The 18,182-nt window shown below is 62.0% G+C and carries 20 protein-coding genes; 9 read left to right on the top strand and 11 right to left on the bottom strand.

Translation table 11 applies throughout. The features are described from left to right. Window positions 1–72: 72 nt before the first annotated feature. Entirely contained in the window at window positions 73–549 is a 477-nt protein-coding gene (locus AC1DNW_RS28655; protein ID WP_113311900.1) for an Lrp/AsnC family transcriptional regulator, read from the top strand. 543 nt (window positions 550–1,092) lie between these two features. Here AC1DNW_RS28655 and AC1DNW_RS28650 read toward each other — a convergent pair. Beyond that, on the bottom strand, window positions 1,093–2,685 hold the full coding sequence (locus AC1DNW_RS28650) for a hypothetical protein (protein WP_477855134.1): 1,593 nt from the start codon (window positions 2,683–2,685) through the stop codon (window positions 1,093–1,095). A gap of 190 nt (window positions 2,686–2,875) precedes the next feature. Here AC1DNW_RS28650 and AC1DNW_RS28645 point away from each other — a divergent pair, with 190 nt between their 5' ends. The 3 genes from AC1DNW_RS28645 (at window position 2,876) to AC1DNW_RS28635 (ending at window position 5,150) form a co-directional block, all read left to right on the top strand. Beyond that, window positions 2,876–3,451 (top strand): transglutaminase-like cysteine peptidase, encoded by a 576-nt coding sequence (locus AC1DNW_RS28645; protein ID WP_477855133.1) that lies wholly within the window; start codon window positions 2,876–2,878, stop codon window positions 3,449–3,451. A gap of 297 nt (window positions 3,452–3,748) precedes the next feature. Beyond that, the gene (locus AC1DNW_RS28640) at window positions 3,749–4,372 is read left to right on the top strand and encodes an outer membrane protein (RefSeq protein ID WP_477855132.1); all 624 of its coding nucleotides are present in this window, start codon (window positions 3,749–3,751) and stop codon (window positions 4,370–4,372) included. A 313-nt stretch (window positions 4,373–4,685) separates the two neighbouring features. Beyond that, complete coding sequence (locus AC1DNW_RS28635; protein WP_113311943.1) at window positions 4,686–5,150, top strand: DUF3597 domain-containing protein; 465 nt, start codon at window positions 4,686–4,688, stop codon at window positions 5,148–5,150. A 120-nt stretch (window positions 5,151–5,270) separates the two neighbouring features. Here AC1DNW_RS28635 and AC1DNW_RS28630 read toward each other — a convergent pair whose 3' ends face one another. The 4 genes from AC1DNW_RS28630 to AC1DNW_RS28615 all read right to left on the bottom strand — a co-directional run bounded on the left by AC1DNW_RS28630 (window position 5,271) and on the right by AC1DNW_RS28615 (window position 10,697). Then, window positions 5,271–5,567 (bottom strand): YkgJ family cysteine cluster protein, encoded by a 297-nt coding sequence (locus AC1DNW_RS28630; RefSeq protein WP_113302091.1) that lies wholly within the window; start codon window positions 5,565–5,567, stop codon window positions 5,271–5,273. A 107-nt stretch (window positions 5,568–5,674) separates the two neighbouring features. Beyond that, complete coding sequence (locus AC1DNW_RS28625) at window positions 5,675–9,925, bottom strand: P-loop NTPase fold protein (RefSeq protein ID WP_477855131.1); 4,251 nt, start codon at window positions 9,923–9,925, stop codon at window positions 5,675–5,677. A gap of 83 nt (window positions 9,926–10,008) precedes the next feature. Further along, window positions 10,009–10,254: a hypothetical protein gene (locus tag AC1DNW_RS28620; protein WP_113312178.1), complete on the bottom strand. Its 246-nt coding sequence runs from the start codon at window positions 10,252–10,254 to the stop codon at window positions 10,009–10,011. Continuing rightward, the gene (locus AC1DNW_RS28615) at window positions 10,254–10,697 is read right to left on the bottom strand and encodes a hypothetical protein (protein WP_113312179.1); all 444 of its coding nucleotides are present in this window, start codon (window positions 10,695–10,697) and stop codon (window positions 10,254–10,256) included. Before AC1DNW_RS28615 ends, AC1DNW_RS28620 begins: the two co-directional genes overlap by 1 nt. Window positions 10,698–10,928: 231 nt before the next feature. On the opposite strand from AC1DNW_RS28615, the gene AC1DNW_RS28610 reads away from it, so the two are divergent. After that, window positions 10,929–11,132, top strand: a complete 204-nt coding sequence (locus tag AC1DNW_RS28610) for a hypothetical protein (RefSeq protein WP_113312180.1) — start codon at window positions 10,929–10,931, stop codon at window positions 11,130–11,132. A 13-nt stretch (window positions 11,133–11,145) separates the two neighbouring features. Here the strand turns inward: AC1DNW_RS28610 and AC1DNW_RS28605 are convergent, their stop codons facing one another. Then, window positions 11,146–11,445: a hypothetical protein gene (locus tag AC1DNW_RS28605; protein WP_113312181.1), complete on the bottom strand. Its 300-nt coding sequence runs from the start codon at window positions 11,443–11,445 to the stop codon at window positions 11,146–11,148. A gap of 127 nt (window positions 11,446–11,572) precedes the next feature. Next, window positions 11,573–11,713: a hypothetical protein gene (locus AC1DNW_RS28600; protein ID WP_162748659.1), complete on the bottom strand. Its 141-nt coding sequence runs from the start codon at window positions 11,711–11,713 to the stop codon at window positions 11,573–11,575. A 587-nt stretch (window positions 11,714–12,300) separates the two neighbouring features. On the opposite strand from AC1DNW_RS28600, the gene AC1DNW_RS28595 reads away from it, so the two are divergent. Both AC1DNW_RS28595 and AC1DNW_RS28590 read left to right on the top strand, forming a co-directional pair. Beyond that, complete coding sequence (locus AC1DNW_RS28595; RefSeq protein ID WP_113312183.1) at window positions 12,301–12,564, top strand: hypothetical protein; 264 nt, start codon at window positions 12,301–12,303, stop codon at window positions 12,562–12,564. Between the two features lie 130 nt (window positions 12,565–12,694). Next, entirely contained in the window at window positions 12,695–13,213 is a 519-nt protein-coding gene (locus AC1DNW_RS28590) for a hypothetical protein (RefSeq protein ID WP_113312184.1), read from the top strand. 61 nt (window positions 13,214–13,274) lie between these two features. Here the strand turns inward: AC1DNW_RS28590 and AC1DNW_RS28585 are convergent, their stop codons facing one another. The 4 genes from AC1DNW_RS28585 to AC1DNW_RS28570 form a co-directional block, all read right to left on the bottom strand. After that, window positions 13,275–13,493: a hypothetical protein gene (locus AC1DNW_RS28585; protein ID WP_113302084.1), complete on the bottom strand. Its 219-nt coding sequence runs from the start codon at window positions 13,491–13,493 to the stop codon at window positions 13,275–13,277. Then, on the bottom strand, window positions 13,490–14,242 hold the full coding sequence (locus tag AC1DNW_RS28580) for a COG4280 domain-containing protein (protein WP_113302083.1): 753 nt from the start codon (window positions 14,240–14,242) through the stop codon (window positions 13,490–13,492). Before AC1DNW_RS28580 ends, AC1DNW_RS28585 begins: the two co-directional genes overlap by 4 nt. Before the next feature lie 315 nt (window positions 14,243–14,557). Continuing rightward, window positions 14,558–15,364 carry a COG4705 family protein gene (locus AC1DNW_RS28575; RefSeq protein ID WP_113302082.1) on the bottom strand — a complete coding sequence of 269 codons (807 nt, stop codon included), beginning with the start codon at window positions 15,362–15,364 and terminating at the stop codon, window positions 14,558–14,560. 24 nt (window positions 15,365–15,388) lie between these two features. Then, complete coding sequence (locus AC1DNW_RS28570; RefSeq protein ID WP_113302081.1) at window positions 15,389–15,667, bottom strand: hypothetical protein; 279 nt, start codon at window positions 15,665–15,667, stop codon at window positions 15,389–15,391. Window positions 15,668–15,950: 283 nt separating this feature from the next. Here AC1DNW_RS28570 and AC1DNW_RS28565 point away from each other — a divergent pair, with 283 nt between their 5' ends. Together AC1DNW_RS28565 and AC1DNW_RS28560 are read left to right on the top strand one after the other, a co-directional pair. Beyond that, window positions 15,951–16,628, top strand: a complete 678-nt coding sequence (locus tag AC1DNW_RS28565; RefSeq protein WP_477855157.1) for a winged helix-turn-helix domain-containing protein — start codon at window positions 15,951–15,953, stop codon at window positions 16,626–16,628. A gap of 156 nt (window positions 16,629–16,784) precedes the next feature. Then, on the top strand, window positions 16,785–18,176 hold the full coding sequence (locus tag AC1DNW_RS28560) for a HAMP domain-containing sensor histidine kinase (protein ID WP_477833066.1): 1,392 nt from the start codon (window positions 16,785–16,787) through the stop codon (window positions 18,174–18,176). Window positions 18,177–18,182 lie beyond the last annotated feature (6 nt).

The raw sequence follows: 18,182 nt of genomic DNA, 5'->3' as shown, positions 1-18,182 counted from the left end.
KGCCGTTTACAGGCGCAAACAGAATTGGCATTCATCGGAAAAGAGAAGCACAAACCGATGGATTCAAGGCAGATGGCGAAGGTTACTGATAATCGTACCGCACTTGATCCGACAGATATCGCCATGATCGAAATTCTTCAGGATGACGGACGTATCAGCGTTTCGGAGCTGGGCAGAAAGGTCGGCCTCTCCCAGCCCGCAGCCTCGGAACGGCTCAAGCGGCTTGAGGAACGCGGCATCGTCACAGGCTACAGGGCGGTCGTCGACCCTGCCTCCCTCGGGTTCGGAATGATGGCGGTGATCCGCCTGCGCACGACGCACGAACATATCAAACCGTGTTTGAAGCAGTTTTCCGAAATGCCGGAGATCATCGAGGTGTTGCGGCTTACGGGCGAGGACTGTTTCCACCTTAAAGTCATCGTGCCCTCGCCGGCCGACCTTGAAGGCATCGTCGATTCGATTGCCCGCTACGGCCCCGTTACGACGGCGATCGTCCTGCGCAGCGAACGCCCCAAACCTATCGGCCGCGATCTGATCGCGGAACGCTAGCCTTGCACGATTCTCACGTTCCACGACGAAACCGGGATCACGATTTTCAAGGGAAATCCGCCTTGCGAACCTCTCGCACAAGTCAGCACGTCCAGGCCTGATTTTGCGGCGGCCATGTGCCCGGCCTGGGCCGAAAGCGGCCATGGTGGCGCTGCCCACACGGCATGAAAAAGGGCTTCATCGCTGAAGCCCCGTTTCGGTTACGTATGTCGGCTCGAACCGATTCTGGTATGCCTCCCTTTCCTCCCTCGTCTCCGTGTTCCCGGCCCAGCCCGGGTTATCTCACGCAGACCCAGCGCGCCCGCTCCCCTCGGGCGCAGATGACTCCGACGCAATACATTTGAGCCATCACCGCGCCGAGGCGCGATGCCTGGATTCCCGTGACTTCCTTCGCGCCAGCACGCGGGCACAGGAATGAGGAAGGAAAGGGAATGCGTCCTTTGGATGATGGCAAGAAGTCACCGTCACCGGGCCGCATTTCCGATACCGCCATTGAAGAAGGGCTTCACTTCTGAAGCCCTTCCTCCGGTTCAGGATGCCGGATCAGCCGGGCTTGTGTCCGCCCTTGTCGGAGCCGCCGTTATCAGAGCCACCCTTGTCTGAGCCACCCTTGTCTGAGCCGCCCCTGTCCGAGCCGCCCTTGTCCGAGCCGCCCTTGTCCGAGCCGCCCTTGTCCGAGCCGCCCTTGTCAGACCCGCCCTTGTCAGACCCGCCCTTGTCGGAGCCGCTGTTGCCACCGCCGTTGTCCGAGCCGCCGCTATTGCCGCCGCCGTTGTCGGAGCCGCCGCTGCTGCCACCGCTGTTACCGCCGCTGTTGCCGGAACCGCCACCACTGTTGCCGCTGCTGCCACCGTTATTGCCGGAGCCGCCACCACTATTGCCGCTGCTGCCACCGTTGTTGCCGGAGCCGCCGCCACTGCTGCTGCTGCCACCGCTATTGTCGGAACGGCCACCGCTATTGCCGCTGCTGCCGCCCTTGTCGGAGCCGCTATTACCGCTATTGCCGCTCTTGTCAGAGCCGCCCTTATCGTTGCGGTCGTTGCCACCCTTGTCGTTGCGGTCGTTTCCGCCCTTATCGTTGCGGTCGCTACCGCCCTTATCGTTGCGGTCGTTTCCGCCCTTGTCGTTACGGTCGTTGCCGCCCTTGTCGTTGCGGTCGTTTCCGCCCTTATCGTTGCGGTCGTTGCCGCCCTTATCRTTGCGGTCGTTGCCGCCCTTGTCGTTGCGRTCGTTGCCGCCCTTGTCGTTGCGGTCGTTTCCGCTCTTGTCGTTGCGGTCGTTTCCGCCCTTGTCGTTGCGATCGTTTCCGCCCTTGTCGTTGCGATCGTTTCCGCCCTTGTCGTTGCGATCGTTTCCGCCCTTGTCGTTGCGGTCGTTGCCGCCCTTATCATTGCGGTCGTTGCCGCCCTTATCATTGCGGTCGTTGCCGCCCTTATCGTTGCGATCCTTGCCACCCTCGTGGTCACGGTCCTTGCCACCCTGATGGTCGCGATCCTTGCCACCATCGTGGTCACGGTCCTTGCCACCCTGATGGTCGCGGTCCTTGCCACCATCGTGGTCACGGTCCTTGCCACCCTGATGGTCGCGGTCCTTGCCACCATCGTGGTCACGGTCCTTGCCATCGTGGTCACGGTCCTTGCCATCGTGATGGTCGCGATCCTTGCCACCATGATGATCGCGGTCCTTGCCACCATGATGGTCACGATCCTTGCCACCATGATGATCGCGGTCCTTGCCGCCGTGATGATCATGGTCCTTGCCGCCGTGGTGACCGTGGTCCTTGCCGCCAGGATGGCCGCCATGATCGCCGTCGCCGTCGCCAGGGCCGGAGCCGCCGGTGTTGCCGTCGCCGTCATCGCCGCCATTGCCCTGATCGCCGGAAGAATTCTGGTTCGACGCCTGTTTGCCGGAGCCGGAGCCGTTGCGGTTGCCGGAGCGGTTGCCGCTGCTGTCATCATTGACAGTGCGGCTGTCATCGTCGGTGCGGATGGATTTCGTCGGCAGGCACAGTCTTGCCTCAATCGAACCCGGCGCTGCCGTGGCGCAGTTGACAACTGCCGGCGCGGCCATTGTGAGGCTGCTGCTTGCCAGAAGGTAAGCAACGGCGACGCTATACTTCGCTKCTTTGCGGATCATCTATTTTCTCCCAAAGTTAACAGACCGTTAACGAGGAGAATTCCTATATTAGCAAACTGTTAATTCCAAGAATAAACTGTGGATAATGGCACAGGTTCTTAATCTATAGTTAATTACGTAAGTAATAATTTTTATTAAAGTTTTAGTATAAACTATGTTACCTTCTCCGCGAACAATAGAGGGGTGATTCATGCGATGGCTGGTTTGTCTTGTTTCCCTTGTGTTCTTTCCCACGCAATTTCAGGCATTTGCCGGACAGGTCCTGCCCGTCGGCAGGAGCATCGGCGCGCCGGTGGGATTCGCGTCGGCCTGTGCGAKCTACCGCTGGCTTTGCCGTGCGACTTCGGCGCGACCGGCAGCGGATGAGGCGGGCATGCCGCTTCTGCGCAAGGTCACGCGCGCCGTGAACCTCCGCGTCCGCTCGACGGAGGACCGCTCCGCCTCCGGAAACGACGATGTCTGGACCCTGCCTTCAAGCGGCCGGGGCGACTGCGAGGATTACGCTCTTCAGAAGATGAAGGACCTGATCGACGCCGGCTTTCCGGCAAACCGCCTGGCGCTTTCGGTGGTGATCGGCCCGCATGACGAAAACCATGTCGTGCTGATCGCCCGCATGGACGACGGCGACTATGTGCTCGACAATCTCGACAACGGGGTAAAACCCTGGAGAGCCACGCCCTATACTTTTCTGGCAACCCAGGATTTCCTGAAACGATCGACCTGGCGGGTAACGCTTGCGGGGCCAAGGGCGAACGAGTTTTCGTGAGATTGGGATGGGGGCCTGACAGGCTCCCCATCCGCCGACCCGGCATCCGCCTCGCGTACAAGCTGCAAAATGGAAATCCGGCCGCTGCGTCTCTGCGCAGTGGAGTGCCGACTTGCCGTCAGGAAAAATTCTTCTTGCTCAAAGCCTTGGCAGACAGGGCGTCTCGCGGTTCAACACGCAATGCGGGTCCGTACGCTAGCGTACAGTTCTGCTGGTGTGTCTTTGCCGCTACAGCCTTTTGGTGCAGGGCTGCTACCTGTTGGTTTGTCAAAACTGAGCATATTCCGGGGTACACACATGAAGACGACTATCGCCACTCTCCTTTTCGCCCTTGCTGCCGGCACGTCTTTCGCCGCCGATCTGGTGGAAGACGTTCCATCCGCACCCGTTGCGATGGCACCTGTTTTCACCTGGTCGGGGCCTTACTTCGGCATCGATGGCGGCGCCGGCTTCCTTGACGGCGATTTCAGCATCGGCGGCGTGAGCGCTTCCGAAGATTTCGACGGCGGCGTCTTCGGGGCATTTGGGGGCTATAACTTCCAGTTCGACAATATCGTCGTCGGCATCGAAGGCAACATCGAGCACAACTGGAATGATGAGGACCTGCTGGGCGCAAGCATCGGAACCGATTGGTCCGGCGCCGTCCGCGGCCGGGTCGGATACGCCTTCGACAAGGCGCTGTTCTATGGTGCGGCAGGCTGGACCGCGACGCGCGGCTTCATCGACGTGCCGGGCGGCGACAAGGAAACCGAGACGTTCAACGGCTATACCGTCGGCGCCGGCATCGACTACGCCTTCACCAACAACGTCTTCGTTCGCGGCGAATATCGCTTCAACKACTATGGCGACAAGGACATTCTCGGCGTGAATGTCGATCTCGACCAGCAGGAAATCAAGCTGGGCATCGGCGTCAAGTTCTAGGAACCGGCGACCGTATCCGTCGAAAGCCCCGCCATGTTGCGGGGCTTTTGCATTTCTGGCCGATCTTCCAAATCCTGTTCCGGGCTCGCCCCTCTCGCCCGAAGGTGGCACACGCGCTGCCGACCGTCACCCGGCCGATGACGAAGACGCGGCATCACCGAACGGGAACAACAGCGCGGTGCAGCTGAACCATGTTTCCTGCCGGCGGGCTTTGCGGATCGCGTTACCACCCTAGTTCTCTCCCGGTCAGCATTTGGGAAGCCGGCTCCGTACGGCGTTTGCCCATCGCAACCACAAGAGGAGGGTTTCCCCCGTGAGCGTCTTCGACCGCATCAAGAACGCGATTTTCGGCAAAGCGCAGGCGGCACCCGTGCCGGAGCCTGCGGCCGCCGCCCCGCAAGCCTCCAGTACGCCCGCAGCTTCCCCTTCCGCTCAGCCCACCGCGGCCAAGCCCGCACCGGTGACCGAGCCCGCAACCGGCGCGCCGCCGCCGGCTCAAGCGAGCCCCGCCCAATCCAGCAGCGCCGATATCGAGCAGATCCTCAACGCGGCCGTCAAGAAATCCGGCCAGAAGCTCGATTGGCGCCATTCGATCGTCGATCTCATGAAGGCGCTCGGAATGGATGCCAGCCTTGCGGAGCGCAAGGAGCTCGCAGCCGAACTCGGCTATTCCGGCGATACCAATGACAGCGCGAAGATGAACATCTTCCTGCACAAGGCGCTCATGAAGAAACTGTCGGAAAACGGCGGCAAGGTGCCGGCCGATCTTCTGGATTGATTTGCGGGCTGGATTGAATGGCGGGCGGCAGCAAAGACTGCCGCCTCCTGCAACGCAAATCCTGGGCTGGCGGCAAGGATATCATTATCGACAGGCACACCGGCAGAGCCAGGATCAGCGCTACGCCAGCCCGAAGGCCTTACGCGCCGTCGTACAGGCGTCGTCTCCGGGAAGGCATGTKCGGCAGACGTCCGGCCTGAGGCCGTAGATCACGCATGATACTTGCTTACCGATGGTGCCTGAGAGCGCAGAGCAACGCTCACCATCACAGCGCATGCCTGATTGATCCGCCGAGACGAACTGAGCCGGCAGCAAATCGAGGTCCTCGTCGCTCTCGGTCGAGAATCTCGGCCATTCGTGCGAATAGGAACAGCACGCGCCGCAGGCCTGACAGTCTAGCTCGGTTGATAGGGTCATGGCCTGCTCTTAACACTGTATCCGCCACAGATGCAAAACCATTGGCGCCCCCACCTCCCGATGCCGGCGGGTCGACCATCTCCCGGACCTGTGAAACGTAAGGCATATCAAGGCATGTCCGGCAACGCCGGGCTGACGATCGAGGTGTAGGTGCGGCGGTCATCCGCGGTGACGGCGGCAAGGAGGTCGCCTGGCATCTTGTCGCCGCAGATCTCGTTTGCGCCGAGGATGAGCAGCTTTGTCTCGTCGAGCGCCGGCGGCTTGCGGTCGAACCAGCCGGCCGGAAGGAAGCGGCGGACGATCCTGTCGAGAATATCCGGCCGGTGCGGATTTGCGTCCGCATCGAGGCGCGCGGCCAGATAGCGCATCCGGTTTTCAAACAGCTTGACCGCCCGTGGCGTCGGGTTCACCGCATGGACTGACGGAGTGACCTTTCTAAGCGTGTCGGCGAAGGCGGAGCTGTCCTTCTCGATATCCATCCGCCGCCGCGCCAGGTCGACGAGCAGGAACAGCAGGAGGAAGATCACGAGCAGCACGTCGCCCGCCCACCATGCCCAGCGCGGCATCAGCTCCCGCTCGGTCTGCCACTCAGCCGGCTGGAAGCGGAAGGGCTTTTCGGCAGGCGCGGGTGCCAGATCCGGCTGGCCGGTCCCGCCATTTGTCGGCGTCGGGGCGGCAACAGTCGCGCTCCCGGGCCGGCTGATAGTGGATGGGACGGCCGCCCCGCCAAGCTCTGGTGTTGCAAATGGCTGCAGCAGCAATGCGGCGCCACCGCCGATCAGGGCTGCAAACGCCGCCGTACGGCAAAAATCCAGAAAGAAGGAGGCCGTCGTCTTGAAGGGAGCGAGCCAGCGCGGATCGGCATCCGGCTCCGGCCCCTCCTCCACCAGCATGCTGACGGCAGCATCGGGCTGCAGCGGCGGCACAGCGGTCTCGATATTGATCAGCTTTTCGAGGTAACGCCGGGCGAAGGCCCGCCGCCGGGCCACCGTGCGAACGGCGGGATCGGTAGCATCTGCGGCCGGCAGCATCGCGCCCCCGAGCTCGCGATCGGGCAGCCCGTCGACGATATCCTTGAAACCCAGACCGACGGCATGTTCGATCTGCTTGCGGTCGATGCCGAGCACGACGAAACAGGAACCGGCGGACACGAGATAGTTCACCGCTTCAAGCACGGCGAGCACGGCATCGGGCGGACAGCGGTCGAGATCATCGATGATGATGATGATCCCCGGATTTCTCGATGTTCGCGCCGTGCGGCAGACATCGCTGAAGGCGCTTGCAAACTGGCTTCGGAAGCTGAGCTTGTCGCGGTAGTCGGTGACGGATGCGCGGTTGCGCAGCTGGCTCAGCAGTTTGGCCGGCTCCACCGGGAATGCGATGAGCTTGCTGCGCACGAACAGCAGGGCGGCGAAGGCGAGAATCGCGCCGATCCCCGTCTTCGGGTCGAGGCCCAGCCAGGCAAGCGGCTTTTCCAGCCAATGCGCCACATCGTCGGTCGCCTTCTCCGCCGTCTCCTGAGCGGCGCCAGCAGTATCAGCAGCACCGGCAGTCTTCTCACCCGCCTGAGGGCTTGCGGCCTTCTCCGCCGGGGCCGGGCCGGCAGCGCCGCCTGCCGATTGCGTCTGCGAAACATTGAAGACGAGATCGGTCAAGGCCGAACCGAGCCTGCCCTGCAGGCCCATATTGGCGACGGCGAGCGCGATCAACAGCAGCACGCCGGCCGCAAGCGCGCTCTGCAACGGCCCGCGCAGCCTGAGTGCCAGCAGGCGCATCCGAAACACCATGCCGCTCCAGGTGTACCAGTGCGGCACCACCGTGCTGCGAACCGCCTCGAGCAGCGCCGCCAGCAGCGAGACCTCCTCGCGGTGATGCCAGGCATTGAACCAGACCGGGCGCGCGCCATAGCGGCGCAGATCCTCGCGTAGCAGGTTCATCAGCGAACTCTTGCCGGTGCCCCACCCTCCGGTCACCGCGATCGTCAGCGGCGGCTTGGTATCGACGTTGCGGATGAAGCGCGACATGGCGAGCGCGATCGGCTTGAGCCGCAGGACGTCGCGGTCCCGCCAGCCGATCGGGCTATCCGAACTCGGCGCATCCTCGATGCCGCGCCGCTCGACGGCAACGCCGCGCGCGAAGGCAACGCCGGCATAACCCAGCATCAGAAAGACGACCGGTGCGGCCGCAAAGGTCCAGGGCGCCGGAAAGCTCTTCAGTTCCCGCCAGGTCTCGACAAGCGGATGCTGCGCATAGAGCACGAAGGTCTCCGTAACAGGCGTATTGCCGGTCAGACCGGAGAATGGCCAGATGGCGAAGGGCTGCCGCTGCCGCTCGCCCGCCACCCAGGCTGCCTTGTCGCCGTCGAAGCGGATCGCCGTCAATGTCTCGCCGGGTACCAGGCGCAGCTGCCGGAACGTGGCCGCGCCTGACGTGAGCTGTTCGGATACCAGGATGAGGCCATCGCCGCCGACCACGAACAGCGTCGTGGCATCGAGAAACCCCAGCGCCCGGAAGGTGGCGCTCGCCGGCAGGCCGGCAGGCAAACCCAGTTGGGCGGGAGGCGGAGGATTCAGCTCCTGCTGCTGGATCTGCTGTTGTTGCTGCTGCTGCTGTTGCTGCTGTTGTTGCTGCTGCTGTTGCTGCTGTTGCTGCTGCGTCTGTGTCTGCTGTTGCTGCTGATTTTGGACCTCCTGTTTCTGCTGCTGTTGCGGCTGAGCCTGCTGCAATTGTTGCTGCTGCTGATTTTGAACCTGCTGTTCTGTCTGCTGGACCTGCTGCTGCTGGATCTGCTGGCCCTTCTCGTCGAACACGACAGCCGGTCTGCCGGGATCGGCGGAGGGAGCAAGCGGTCCGCCTCTGGCGTGTTCGTCCATTCGCAGGCTGAGCAGGACCGAACGGAGCGGTGCATCGTAAGAACAATCCCAGGACGCTGCATCCGCGGTCCAGCAGACAACGTCATCTGGCAGCCGGACACCCGCCGAAGGCGCCAAACCCTGCAAAACGCTATAGACCCTGATGGTGCCGTCGGCCGAAGCGGTGACGATGCGGCTGCCGTCAGGAGAGAACGCGGCACTGGTCGCACCTGTCCTTGGCATTTCCACGACGTCGCGCCGTTTTCCGGCGACGGTCACCCAGATCCGCGCCGCACCATCCGCGGAGGCGGTGACGATGTTTCGGCCGTCAGGAGAGAAAGCCGCCGTGTAGACTGTATCGGTATAGCCGCTCAGGACGTCGGTATTCTCCGCGGCGCCACTGTTCCAGATCCGTATGGTGCGATCCATAGAGGCGGTGACGATGTTCCTGCCGTCGGGAGAGAACATGGCGCTGGTCACCGGCCCTTCGTGGCCGCGCAACACCTTGAGTTCGCTGCCGGTGGCCACGTCCCAGATCCGCGCGGTTGCCTCTGACGGAGAGCCGGAAACACCCGCGCTGCCTCCCAGAGCCGTGACGATCTGCGCGCCGTCAGGCGAGAAAGCGGCGCTCATGACCGGCCCATCGTGACCACGCAGCACCCTGAGTTCGCTGCCGGTCGCAGCGTCCCAGATCCACGCGGTGCCGTCGAGCGCAGCCGTAACGATGCGGCTGCCGTCAGGAGAGTACGCGGCGCTCATGACCKGCCCATCATGACCACGCAGCACCCTGACCTCGCTGCCGGTCGCCGCGTCCCAAATCCGCACGGTACCATCGGCCGCGGCCGTAACGATGCGGCTGCCGTCAGGAGAGAACGCGGCGCCCGCCACGCTCCCCGTATGACCGCTGAGCTCGTCGAGCCTGTCCCCGGTGGCGGCGTTCCAGATCCGCGCGGTGCCGTCGGCCGAAGCCGTCAAGATGCGCGCGCCATCGGGCGAGAAGACGGCGCTGGCCACTGGCCCTGCATGAGCCTTGAATTCCAGGATCTGGATCGGGCGGATGTCGATCCTGGCCGTCTCGAGCGGCGGCTGATCGCGACGATAGATGCGCCCGTCCGCTCCGATGAGCGCGCCGGTCTCGTCACTCCACAGGGCCAGAGTGGGATAACGGCCCTCCGGCCGCAGCTGCAGGGCGCCCTCGCCGATCCAGGCCGCCTGCGCCTCGCCAAGCGCCCTTGGCGCCCAGCCGGTGCCTGGGGTGCCGAGCGGGCGCTGTCCGAGTCCGTTGATCTCTGTTGCCGGCAGCKGGTGGAGGAACCAGTCGATCCAGTTCGCCGGTTTTGCAAACGGATCCGGCCGCGCCGGCTGCCAAAGGAAACCGTAGAGGACCAGAACCAGTCCGGCGAGCGCAAGCGCAAGAACCCAATAGGGATTGACTGCCGACGCCACCAGCGAACGCCGCGTGCGCACCGTCCCCGATGCTTCCGTTGCCGGGTCCCTGCTGTCCATGCGATGCCCCCACATGCCGCCGACACGCCCTCAGGTTGCCATCCTATCACGAATGCTAGCCGCATAAAATTGCCGCAGCAGCCTCACTTCGCTTTCTGTGGCACCGGAAAATCGTTCATCAGGTCGAGCATGCAGAGGGAAAAATCGAGCTCCGTTTCCTTCGAGCGCACCCGTTCCCCGTTTGGCTTGACATTCGTCACGTCGAGCTCGATCGGAACGGTAATCATCCTGTCCCCGTAAAACTGGTTGAAGGCGACACTGATCGCATGAGAGGAKGTCGTCGCCTCCTTGAGGATTTTCAGCGCCGGATCGGCATCGAGGACCATCATCACGCTCCCGGGCGTTTCGGTGCCTCTCCGTTCCGAGCGCATGTCCGGATGGCTTTCCGTAGCCGCCCCGAGGAGATAGACCTTCGACGGCGCCGATGGCGTGAAATGGATATCGCCATCTTCCCCCTCCAAGCCTCTTCAACGGTGAGATACAAGGTGGTGCTCCACGGGGGAAGTATGTCCGTCTCGCCCACGAAGGAACGGGTCTTGAGCAGATTGAGGTGCCCGGTCACCCGAAGATATTGTCCCGGCCGATAGACATGATCCCGCTTTATCGCGACGAACGAATAGGTACAGCCTCCAGTCTTGCCATCCTCCATCACCAATGGCTGAGCCTGCGCTTTCAACGTGCCGTGCAGGATATCGAGCACGTCTCTTGCCTTTGCCGGCGCCACGGCGAGGCAGGCCGCAAGCAATGCCCCGGCCAGCGAAATCCACTTCATGCCAATTCCTCAACCCCTTGATATGGGCGCACCATAAAGTGGTAGAAATGACTTGAACAGGGTCATAGCACGATCCGGGATGAAGAGAATCCGGGGGCTTCGGCGCCTGCCGGCAACCGCGTCATCAGGTGCATCCGGAACGCTTGCCTGCCACCTCTTCCCTCGTTCGCATCCGATGCATCCTTTTCCCGCTCGAAAGTTTCAAGACCGAACGCGAATGAGGAGACCGAAATGCCGAGCACTGCAGGCAGCGACGCCATCGAAGGCAAGGACGAGGTGAAGGATGTGGGCGAGCAGCCGCCGAACGACCGTGTCGCGCCGCCTGTCATGAGGGCTTCGGGAGCGAGGCGGAATATCGGGCCTATCCGGATGACATCATCAATTTTCGGGAATGCCGCGCCGAACGTGAAGAAGCTGTCGGAAAACGGCGGCTAAGTACCGGCCGACCTTATCGATCGGGCTTGCCTGTTCGGGCGTCGGCGGCGCGGACAGCGCCTCCTTCGTTTTCCCATGATGCCAGGGCTTTCGCATCGGCATTCAGCTTGCGACGCCTCGACGCCGGATAGCCGGGCGGAGACATCGTCGCCTCCTTGATGCGTCGTATCATCACCACGTTTTCGTGATGTTCACCACTCTCGGACGTCACGAGATCGGATGTCGCATAGTCCGCGCGCCTGAGCACGCCCAGGAGCCGCCAGCGCGCCAAGCTCGCCGCAGCGGATCCATCGGGGAGGAAGATCGTTACCATGGCCAACCGTTCTCGCAATCGCGATGAAAATGTTTGAAGGGGGAAGACATGTCGTCCTCCTTTGATTGAAGCGAAGGCAATGACCCCCGCTTCGTTGACTGCCGATCAGGAAGGCTGCATCACGATGTCACGCTGATTGCGACGTCGCATCGAGGAAGTCTTCGATCCGCTTCAGGCGGTAGAGAACCCGCCTCTTGCTGTCATAGAGCCTGCCCAGCAGCGCATGCTCCAGATCCAGCGGCCCGCCGATCATGCGCAGCCGTCTCACGATGACTTCCTGCCTGCTGATGCGCTGCTCCGCCCTCACGACATGGAGCCTTGCAAACTTCAGGTCTTTTTTTCTGTATCGCGCCAATTGCATCTGCCTCGCCAATCATTGTCGTTAAGCGCCTGGCCGAGACGCTGTTCTCGCGGCCATGACCCCTGGGGGTTTCGACGGCACGAACGTTATGATCCGCGCTTCTGCAGCAGGTTCCCGCCCGTTTGGGGTACCGCTGCGAGTCAAATTGGTTGTCTGCAAAACAAAGGATAGCACGCCCTCTCAACATTTTCAGAAAAATAAATATTAATATTCGGAGCGTCGAATTTCATGAATACATGAAATGAAATAACCGAAAAAATCCTGTCAAATGATTGGGACAACTTCGCATTTTATTCTAAAAATCTAGGTCGATTTACAGAAATTATACACTGCGATGCCCGTTATATCAGGAGATATGCTGCTCCACAGCCCATAGTATAACCCCTCGTGAGGAGAGCAGAGAAGCGCCCACCCATGCGGGTGATACCCATGCGATTACCCGAGGCGTAAAGTTTCTCCGGCTCTGATATCAAGAGCAGCAAGAGGAGGACGCAATGCCGACCATCCTAGCTCATCACGACGTCAAGGACGTCAAACACTGGCTCGCCTCGCCCCGTCGCAAGGAAATTTTCGAACCGATCGGCTGCACGAACATTCGCACCTTCGTCGATCCGCAATCGTCCAACAAGGTTGGCCTCGTCATGGACGTTGCCGACATGGGCCGGCTGGCGGAATTCATGAAGGGCAGGCAGGCGGCCGATGCGATGGAATATGACGGCGTATTGCCCGAGACCCTGGTGATCCTCGTTCAGTCCTAGAGTATCCGTGTTGGTCAAGTGAGGGATCAACCGTCTGTCGGCGTAACGCGCCGGTAATCAATCCCTGCCGCCCATGCATCCTTTTTCCGCCTCGAACGTTTGAATTCCGTCAGCGAAAGAGGAGACTGAAATGGCGAGCACGACAGGCAGGGACGCCATCGAAGGCATGGACGAGATCAGAGACGCGAGCGAGCCCACGCCAGCCCCCGAACGTGAAGAAAAAACCGAACAGGAAAAAGCCGATCAGCACGCGAACGCCGAGGGTTTTGCAAGCGAAGCGGCCTATGAAGACTATCTGGATGCGGTAGCCGAGGATGCGCCGGTCGAGGAGATCGTCGTCGATATCGAACGCGCCGCCGCCCGTGAGGAACTCGAGCGGCAGATCGAGGATGTGCGCTACGAGATCGACAATCTGCGCGCCCGGCTGCACATCATCCGCCATCAGGCGGGCAATGTGGTGGAAGAAAATATTCGCTGGGTGGATGCGAGCGCCCATGCGCAGCTTGGCGTTTACCCCTGGCTGAAGCTTTCGGGCGCCATGGCCGCAGCCTTCTTCGTGGGCAAGGCCTTGCAGCAGTTGCCCTTCGGCTCTCTCGCCACCACTGTCACGCCACTGGTGCTGGCAGCGGCGCGCGAAAGACGCCGGTAAGATCGCCCTGCCCCATACCGCACGCTTGCCGCCGCCGACCTCGATCGAGGCGGCGGTTCGGTCAGCGCCTGAACTTGCGCCGTGCTGCCCGCGCGACACTTTCGGCAAGCACCGAAAGACAGCCGGCGACGAGAAGCACGGCACCCGCCGTCGGACCGATGAGGCCAAATTTTGCCGCGAGGCCGACCCCGAGAACGAGCAGCAGGCAGAACAGCGCCAGCGCCCCGTCATCGATGAACATGCCGATCAATTCCTTGAAGGCGATCCTGAGAATGCTCATCGGGCGGGCTCCGCATGCGTATGATGATACTGCCGCAGCCACCGGACCGCGATGAAGGAGAAGGCGGCAAGCAAGCCGAAGATTGCGACCAGCGAGAGGTCTTCGCCCGGCCATTCCGTGCCGATGCCCTCGCCCACCCAGAAGATGCCGAAAGCCGTCAGCAGCAGGCCGACGATGAATTTCAGCGTGTTTTCCGGCACCGATGACAGCGGCTTGTGGACGAAGAAGCCGATGACGAGCACGGCGATACAGGCGATCAGCGCTCCGATACTGGCATAGGGCAGCATGCCTGGCCGCGCGCCTGTCGCGATGACGATGAACACCACTTCGATGCCTTCGAGCAGCACCGCCTTGAATGCGGCCGTGCCGGCCAGGAAGTCGGCCCGCCGGTCCGCGGACTGGCGGGCAAGCGCATCGGTCTCCGCCGCAAAGGCCCTCTCCTCGTCGTGCAGCGCAATGAAGCCCGCAGCCCTGAGGATCGCCTTTCTCAGCCACCGCATGCCGAACAGGATCAGCAGCGTGCCGATGGTGAATTGCAGGATGTCGATCGGGATAAGGCCGAGCAAGGGGCCGAAGACCAGCACCAGCACCGCCAGCACGAACAGCGCCAGCCCCGTGCCGATAAAGGCCGGCCGCCAGCTCCGTGTGACGCCGACGGCCAGAATGATGGTGAAGGCCTCCACGACTTCCACGAAGGAGCCGAGGAAGGAGGCGGTCATCGTCGAGGTTATGCTTGTGATCGTCGTCATCGTCTACTCGGTTTTCTTGGCTTCGATCCGGACAGGCAGGCGAGAAGGACCGGGCATCGCTCCCGCGGCAGGGAGAATGCCAGCAGCGAACCCGGCATGTCCATCACTCTCATAGCTCGGCCGGCAGACACCGTCTCTGTCGGGTGGGAGGATTGCCATAATGGAAGGATAGGCATGTGGCGGGCAGAAGTCGTGTCACCGGCTGTAGGTCAAAAACCTGTCGCGCGCTTTTCCGCGATCTTACAAATCCGTAAGCGCTCGCCTCGCCCCCATGGCTGAGCCATGACAGGGCGAGGCGAGCACATCGGGCAACCCTTAACGCAACGGCTCTTCCGGGCTGCCTTCGATCTCGGGTTCGTAGTTGAAGCTCATGTAGATGACGATGAAGGCGATGATCGCGAGGAACATCAGGCTCGTATAGATCGTGCCGAGCCCGAGCCCGCCATAGTCCGAAGGCTGCGAGAGATAGTCGCCAAGCGAGGCGCCGAGCGGCCGGGTGAAGATATAGGCGAGCCAGAAGGACAGGATGCCATCGAGCCTCAGCGCGAAATGGGCAAAGGCGATGACGGCGATGATGGCGCCGAAGATGAGGCCTGTGGTGATGTAGCCGAAACCGAACACCTCGGAGATCAGGTCGCCGACAGCAGTGCCGAGCGCGAAGGTGAAGAGCACTACCAGCCAGTAGAAGGCCTCGCGCCGTGCCGTGAAGATCGAGTGGATCGACAGCGTCCCCTCCTTGGCCTTCCAGAGGGTGAAGGTGAGGATCAGCGCGATCGAGAAGGCGATGGTCGAGGTCAAGAGCGGTACGCCGAAATTATCGGTGAGATTATCGGTCACCAGCGTGCCGACGACGCTGATCAGCACCACCGCCAGCCAGTAGACCCAAGGGACGTAACGCCTCTGGGTAAACTGCAGCACGATCGCGCCGATGAGGATCGCCGTCATGATGATGGAGGTCATCGTCAGGCCGAGGCCCATATTGACCGCCAGGTAATCGGCCGCCGTCTCGCCCATCGTCACCGCCATCAGCTTGATCAGCCAGAAATCGACGGTGACGCGCGGCACGCGGTTGATGTCATCAGCCGGCATGTTCGCCGGCCTGTCAGATGGTCTTTCTGCCATTGGATCTCTCCTCGCTTGCTGCAATCACTTGCCGATCAGCGCCATGGCTTCGGTCAGGAACTTGTCCGAACGGGTGTCGTCATCGGCATTGCAGCGCTCGACGGCCTTGGCTTCGAGATCGTTGACCTTGGCCATGTCGGCATCGCTGAGCCTGGCCTTCGCCTTGGCGGCGCGCATATCCTTCAGCATGTCTTCGCAGGGCACGGTGGCGGCATGGGCGGGCATGGCAACGGCGATGAAACCGGCCATGACGAGGGCATTGAGCAGGCCTGCGCCAACACGTGTCGTGGGGAGTGTCTTCATGGGATATCTCCTTGAATGCGGCGCCCGGCGCCGGCAATTTGAAAAGCGATGGCGTTCGCGTTTTCCGCCACCGTGTCCCAGCTTCTAGCCGCCGGTCCATACACAGCCTTTGCCGGGAAGATACGCTTTCGTAAGAAAGGTCAGGTTGCAGCAAGAGCCGGGATCGGATCGGTTCCGCCGACTTACGAATCCGTAAGAATTCGATAAGGTGCAGGACACAATTATGCGCGAATTGTGCGGCGTGAGAGTAATCTTCCGATCAGGTGAAGGGTTTGGACCGGCCATGCGCATTCTCGTCGTCGAGGACGATAAAAAGACGGCCGATTTTGTCGCTMGCGGCATGATCGAGGCGGGCCACGTCTGCGACGTCATCGACGACGGGCGCGATGCGCTTTTCCAGGCGACACGTGAGCAATATGACGTGCTGGTCGTCGACAGGATGGTGCCCGGCCTCGACGGGCTGTCGCTGATCAAGGCGGTACGCGCCGCAAAGATCGGCACGCCGGCGATTTTCCTCACCTCGGTCAGCGGCGTCGACGACCGCGTCGAAGGGCTGGAGGCCGGCGGCGACGATTACCTCACCAAACCCTTCGCCTTTTCCGAGCTGCTCGCCCGCGTCAATGCGCTGGCGCGCCGCCCGCCCGTGCAGGACCAGAAGACGGTGCTGCGTGTGGCCGATCTCGAGCTCGACCTGGTGCGCCGGCAGGTGACGCGACAGGGCCAGACGATCGAGCTGCAGCCGCGCGAATTCACCCTGCTCGAAGTGCTGATGCGCGGCGAAGGCCGGGTGCTGACCCGCACCATGCTGCTCGAACGCGTCTGGGATTTCCATTTCGACCCGAAGACCAGCGTCGTCGAAACCCATGTCAGCCGCCTGCGCGCCAAGATCGACAGGCCTTTCGACATCCCGCTGCTTCATACCGTGCGCAATACCGGATACAGCCTGCATGCGCCGCGCTAGAGCATCGGACCGAAAAGTGTGTAGCGGTTTTCGGATAATCCGATGCTTGAGCAGACAGGCATCGGACCGAAAAGTGTACAGCGGTTTTCGGGTCATCCGATGCTTGAACAAAAGAGCATCGGACCGAAAAGTGTATAGCGGTTTTCGGATAATCCGATGCTGAAGGAAAAAGCCGTTTCCAGGAAAAGATCCAGGCTGCTGCGCAGCACGCCTTTCCGGCTGGCGCTGGCCTTCGGCCTGCTCTTCATCCTGGCCTTTCTGGTGGCGGGCATCATCACCTACCAGCTCCTGAAACGCGATCTGGCTGCGGCGCTCGACGATTCCGTGCGCGAGACCTATTCGGTCGTCGCCTCCACCTATTCGCCGGCCGACATCGAAGACCTCGTTGCCGCTGTCACAGCCTATGCTCGCCTCAACAATGCCGAGGACAGCATTTTCCTGCTTTCGGGCGAAAAGGGTAAGCGGCTTGCCGGCAATGTCTTGCCGTTTGCGGCAGAAGATGGCCTTTCGACCATCGAGGCCGGCGACATCGGGCAGAAGGGCGACGACCGCATCCGCATCCTGGCAGGCACCGTCGGCGGCAACCGGCTGATCGTCGGCGAAAGCTTTGCCGAAACCGAGGATCTGGAACATATCGCGCTGATGAGCTTCGGCTGGGCCACCGGCGGCATCGTCATTCTCGCCTGCGGCGGCGGCGCTTTTCTAGCCGCCCGCGCCCAGCGGCGGCTTGACGGCATCGAGCGGGCGATGAGCGATGTTTCGGCCGGCGATCTGGCGCGGCGCATTCCGCTCGAAGGCAATGGCGATGATATCGATGTCGTCGCAACCCATATGAACCAGGCGCTGGACCGGCTGTCGGCCCTCGTCGAAGGCATGCGGCAGGTGAGCGCCGATATCGCCCACGACCTGAAGACGCCGCTCAATCGCATGAAGATGACCGTCGAGCAGGCAATCGAACAGGGCGGGCGCGGCGAGGATGTCCAGACCCTGCTGATCGACGCCCGCGAGGAAAGCGACCGCATCAACGCCACGTTCGAGGCGCTGTTGCGCATCTCGCAGATCGAGGCCGGCGCCCGCAAGGCGCGCTTCCAGCCGGTCGATATCAGCGACATCATGAGTTCGGTTGCGGAAATCTACGGCAGCGTTGCCGAGGATAACGGCCAGTCTCTCGACTTTACCACCAGACCAGCCTCCCCCTGCATGGTCAATGGTGACCGGGAACTGCTGACCCAGCTCTTCGTCAACCTCGTGGAAAATGCCATCAACCATTGCCCGCCGATGACCAGGATCACGCTTGCGCTCCGGGCCGACGATGACGGCTTTTCGGCTGGTGTTTCCGATGACGGCCCCGGCATTCCCGAAGCGGAGCGCGAACTGGTCTTCCGCCGCCTCTATCGCCTCGACAAGAGCCGCACGACCTCAGGCAGCGGCCTGGGCCTCAGCCTCGTCAAGGCGATCGCCGATCTGCATTCCGCCCACATCACGCTCGCCGACCGGCATCCCGGCCTCGGCATCACGCTCGATTTTCCCGCCCAATCTCAGGCATAAAGCCCA

It is taken from the genome of Rhizobium sp. 05L429 (assembly GCF_056397645.1).
The sequence above is the reverse complement of the archived record's forward strand: the minus strand, read 5'-3'. Positions and strand labels throughout refer to the sequence as shown.

Bases quoted from the DNA above. Each gene is read 5' to 3' on its own strand.
- AC1DNW_RS28580 (WP_113302083.1), bottom strand. From the start codon at position 14,242: ATGACGACGATCACAAGCATAACCTCGACGATGACCGCCTCCTTCCTC.
- AC1DNW_RS28570 (WP_113302081.1), bottom strand. From the start codon at position 15,667: ATGAAGACACTCCCCACGACACGTGTTGGCGCAGGCCTGCTCAATGCC.
- AC1DNW_RS28575 (WP_113302082.1), bottom strand. From the start codon at position 15,364: ATGGCAGAAAGACCATCTGACAGGCCGGCGAACATGCCGGCTGATGAC.
- AC1DNW_RS28585 (WP_113302084.1), bottom strand. From the start codon at position 13,493: ATGAGCATTCTCAGGATCGCCTTCAAGGAATTGATCGGCATGTTCATC.
- AC1DNW_RS28595 (WP_113312183.1), top strand. From the start codon at position 12,301: ATGCCGACCATCCTAGCTCATCACGACGTCAAGGACGTCAAACACTGG.
- AC1DNW_RS28560 (WP_477833066.1), top strand. From the start codon at position 16,785: ATGCTGAAGGAAAAAGCCGTTTCCAGGAAAAGATCCAGGCTGCTGCGC.
- AC1DNW_RS28655 (WP_113311900.1), top strand. From the start codon at position 73: ATGGCGAAGGTTACTGATAATCGTACCGCACTTGATCCGACAGATATC.
- AC1DNW_RS28590 (WP_113312184.1), top strand. From the start codon at position 12,695: ATGGCGAGCACGACAGGCAGGGACGCCATCGAAGGCATGGACGAGATC.
- AC1DNW_RS28610 (WP_113312180.1), top strand. From the start codon at position 10,929: ATGCCGAGCACTGCAGGCAGCGACGCCATCGAAGGCAAGGACGAGGTG.
- AC1DNW_RS28615 (WP_113312179.1), bottom strand. From the start codon at position 10,697: ATGAAGTGGATTTCGCTGGCCGGGGCATTGCTTGCGGCCTGCCTCGCC.
- AC1DNW_RS28605 (WP_113312181.1), bottom strand. From the start codon at position 11,445: ATGGTAACGATCTTCCTCCCCGATGGATCCGCTGCGGCGAGCTTGGCG.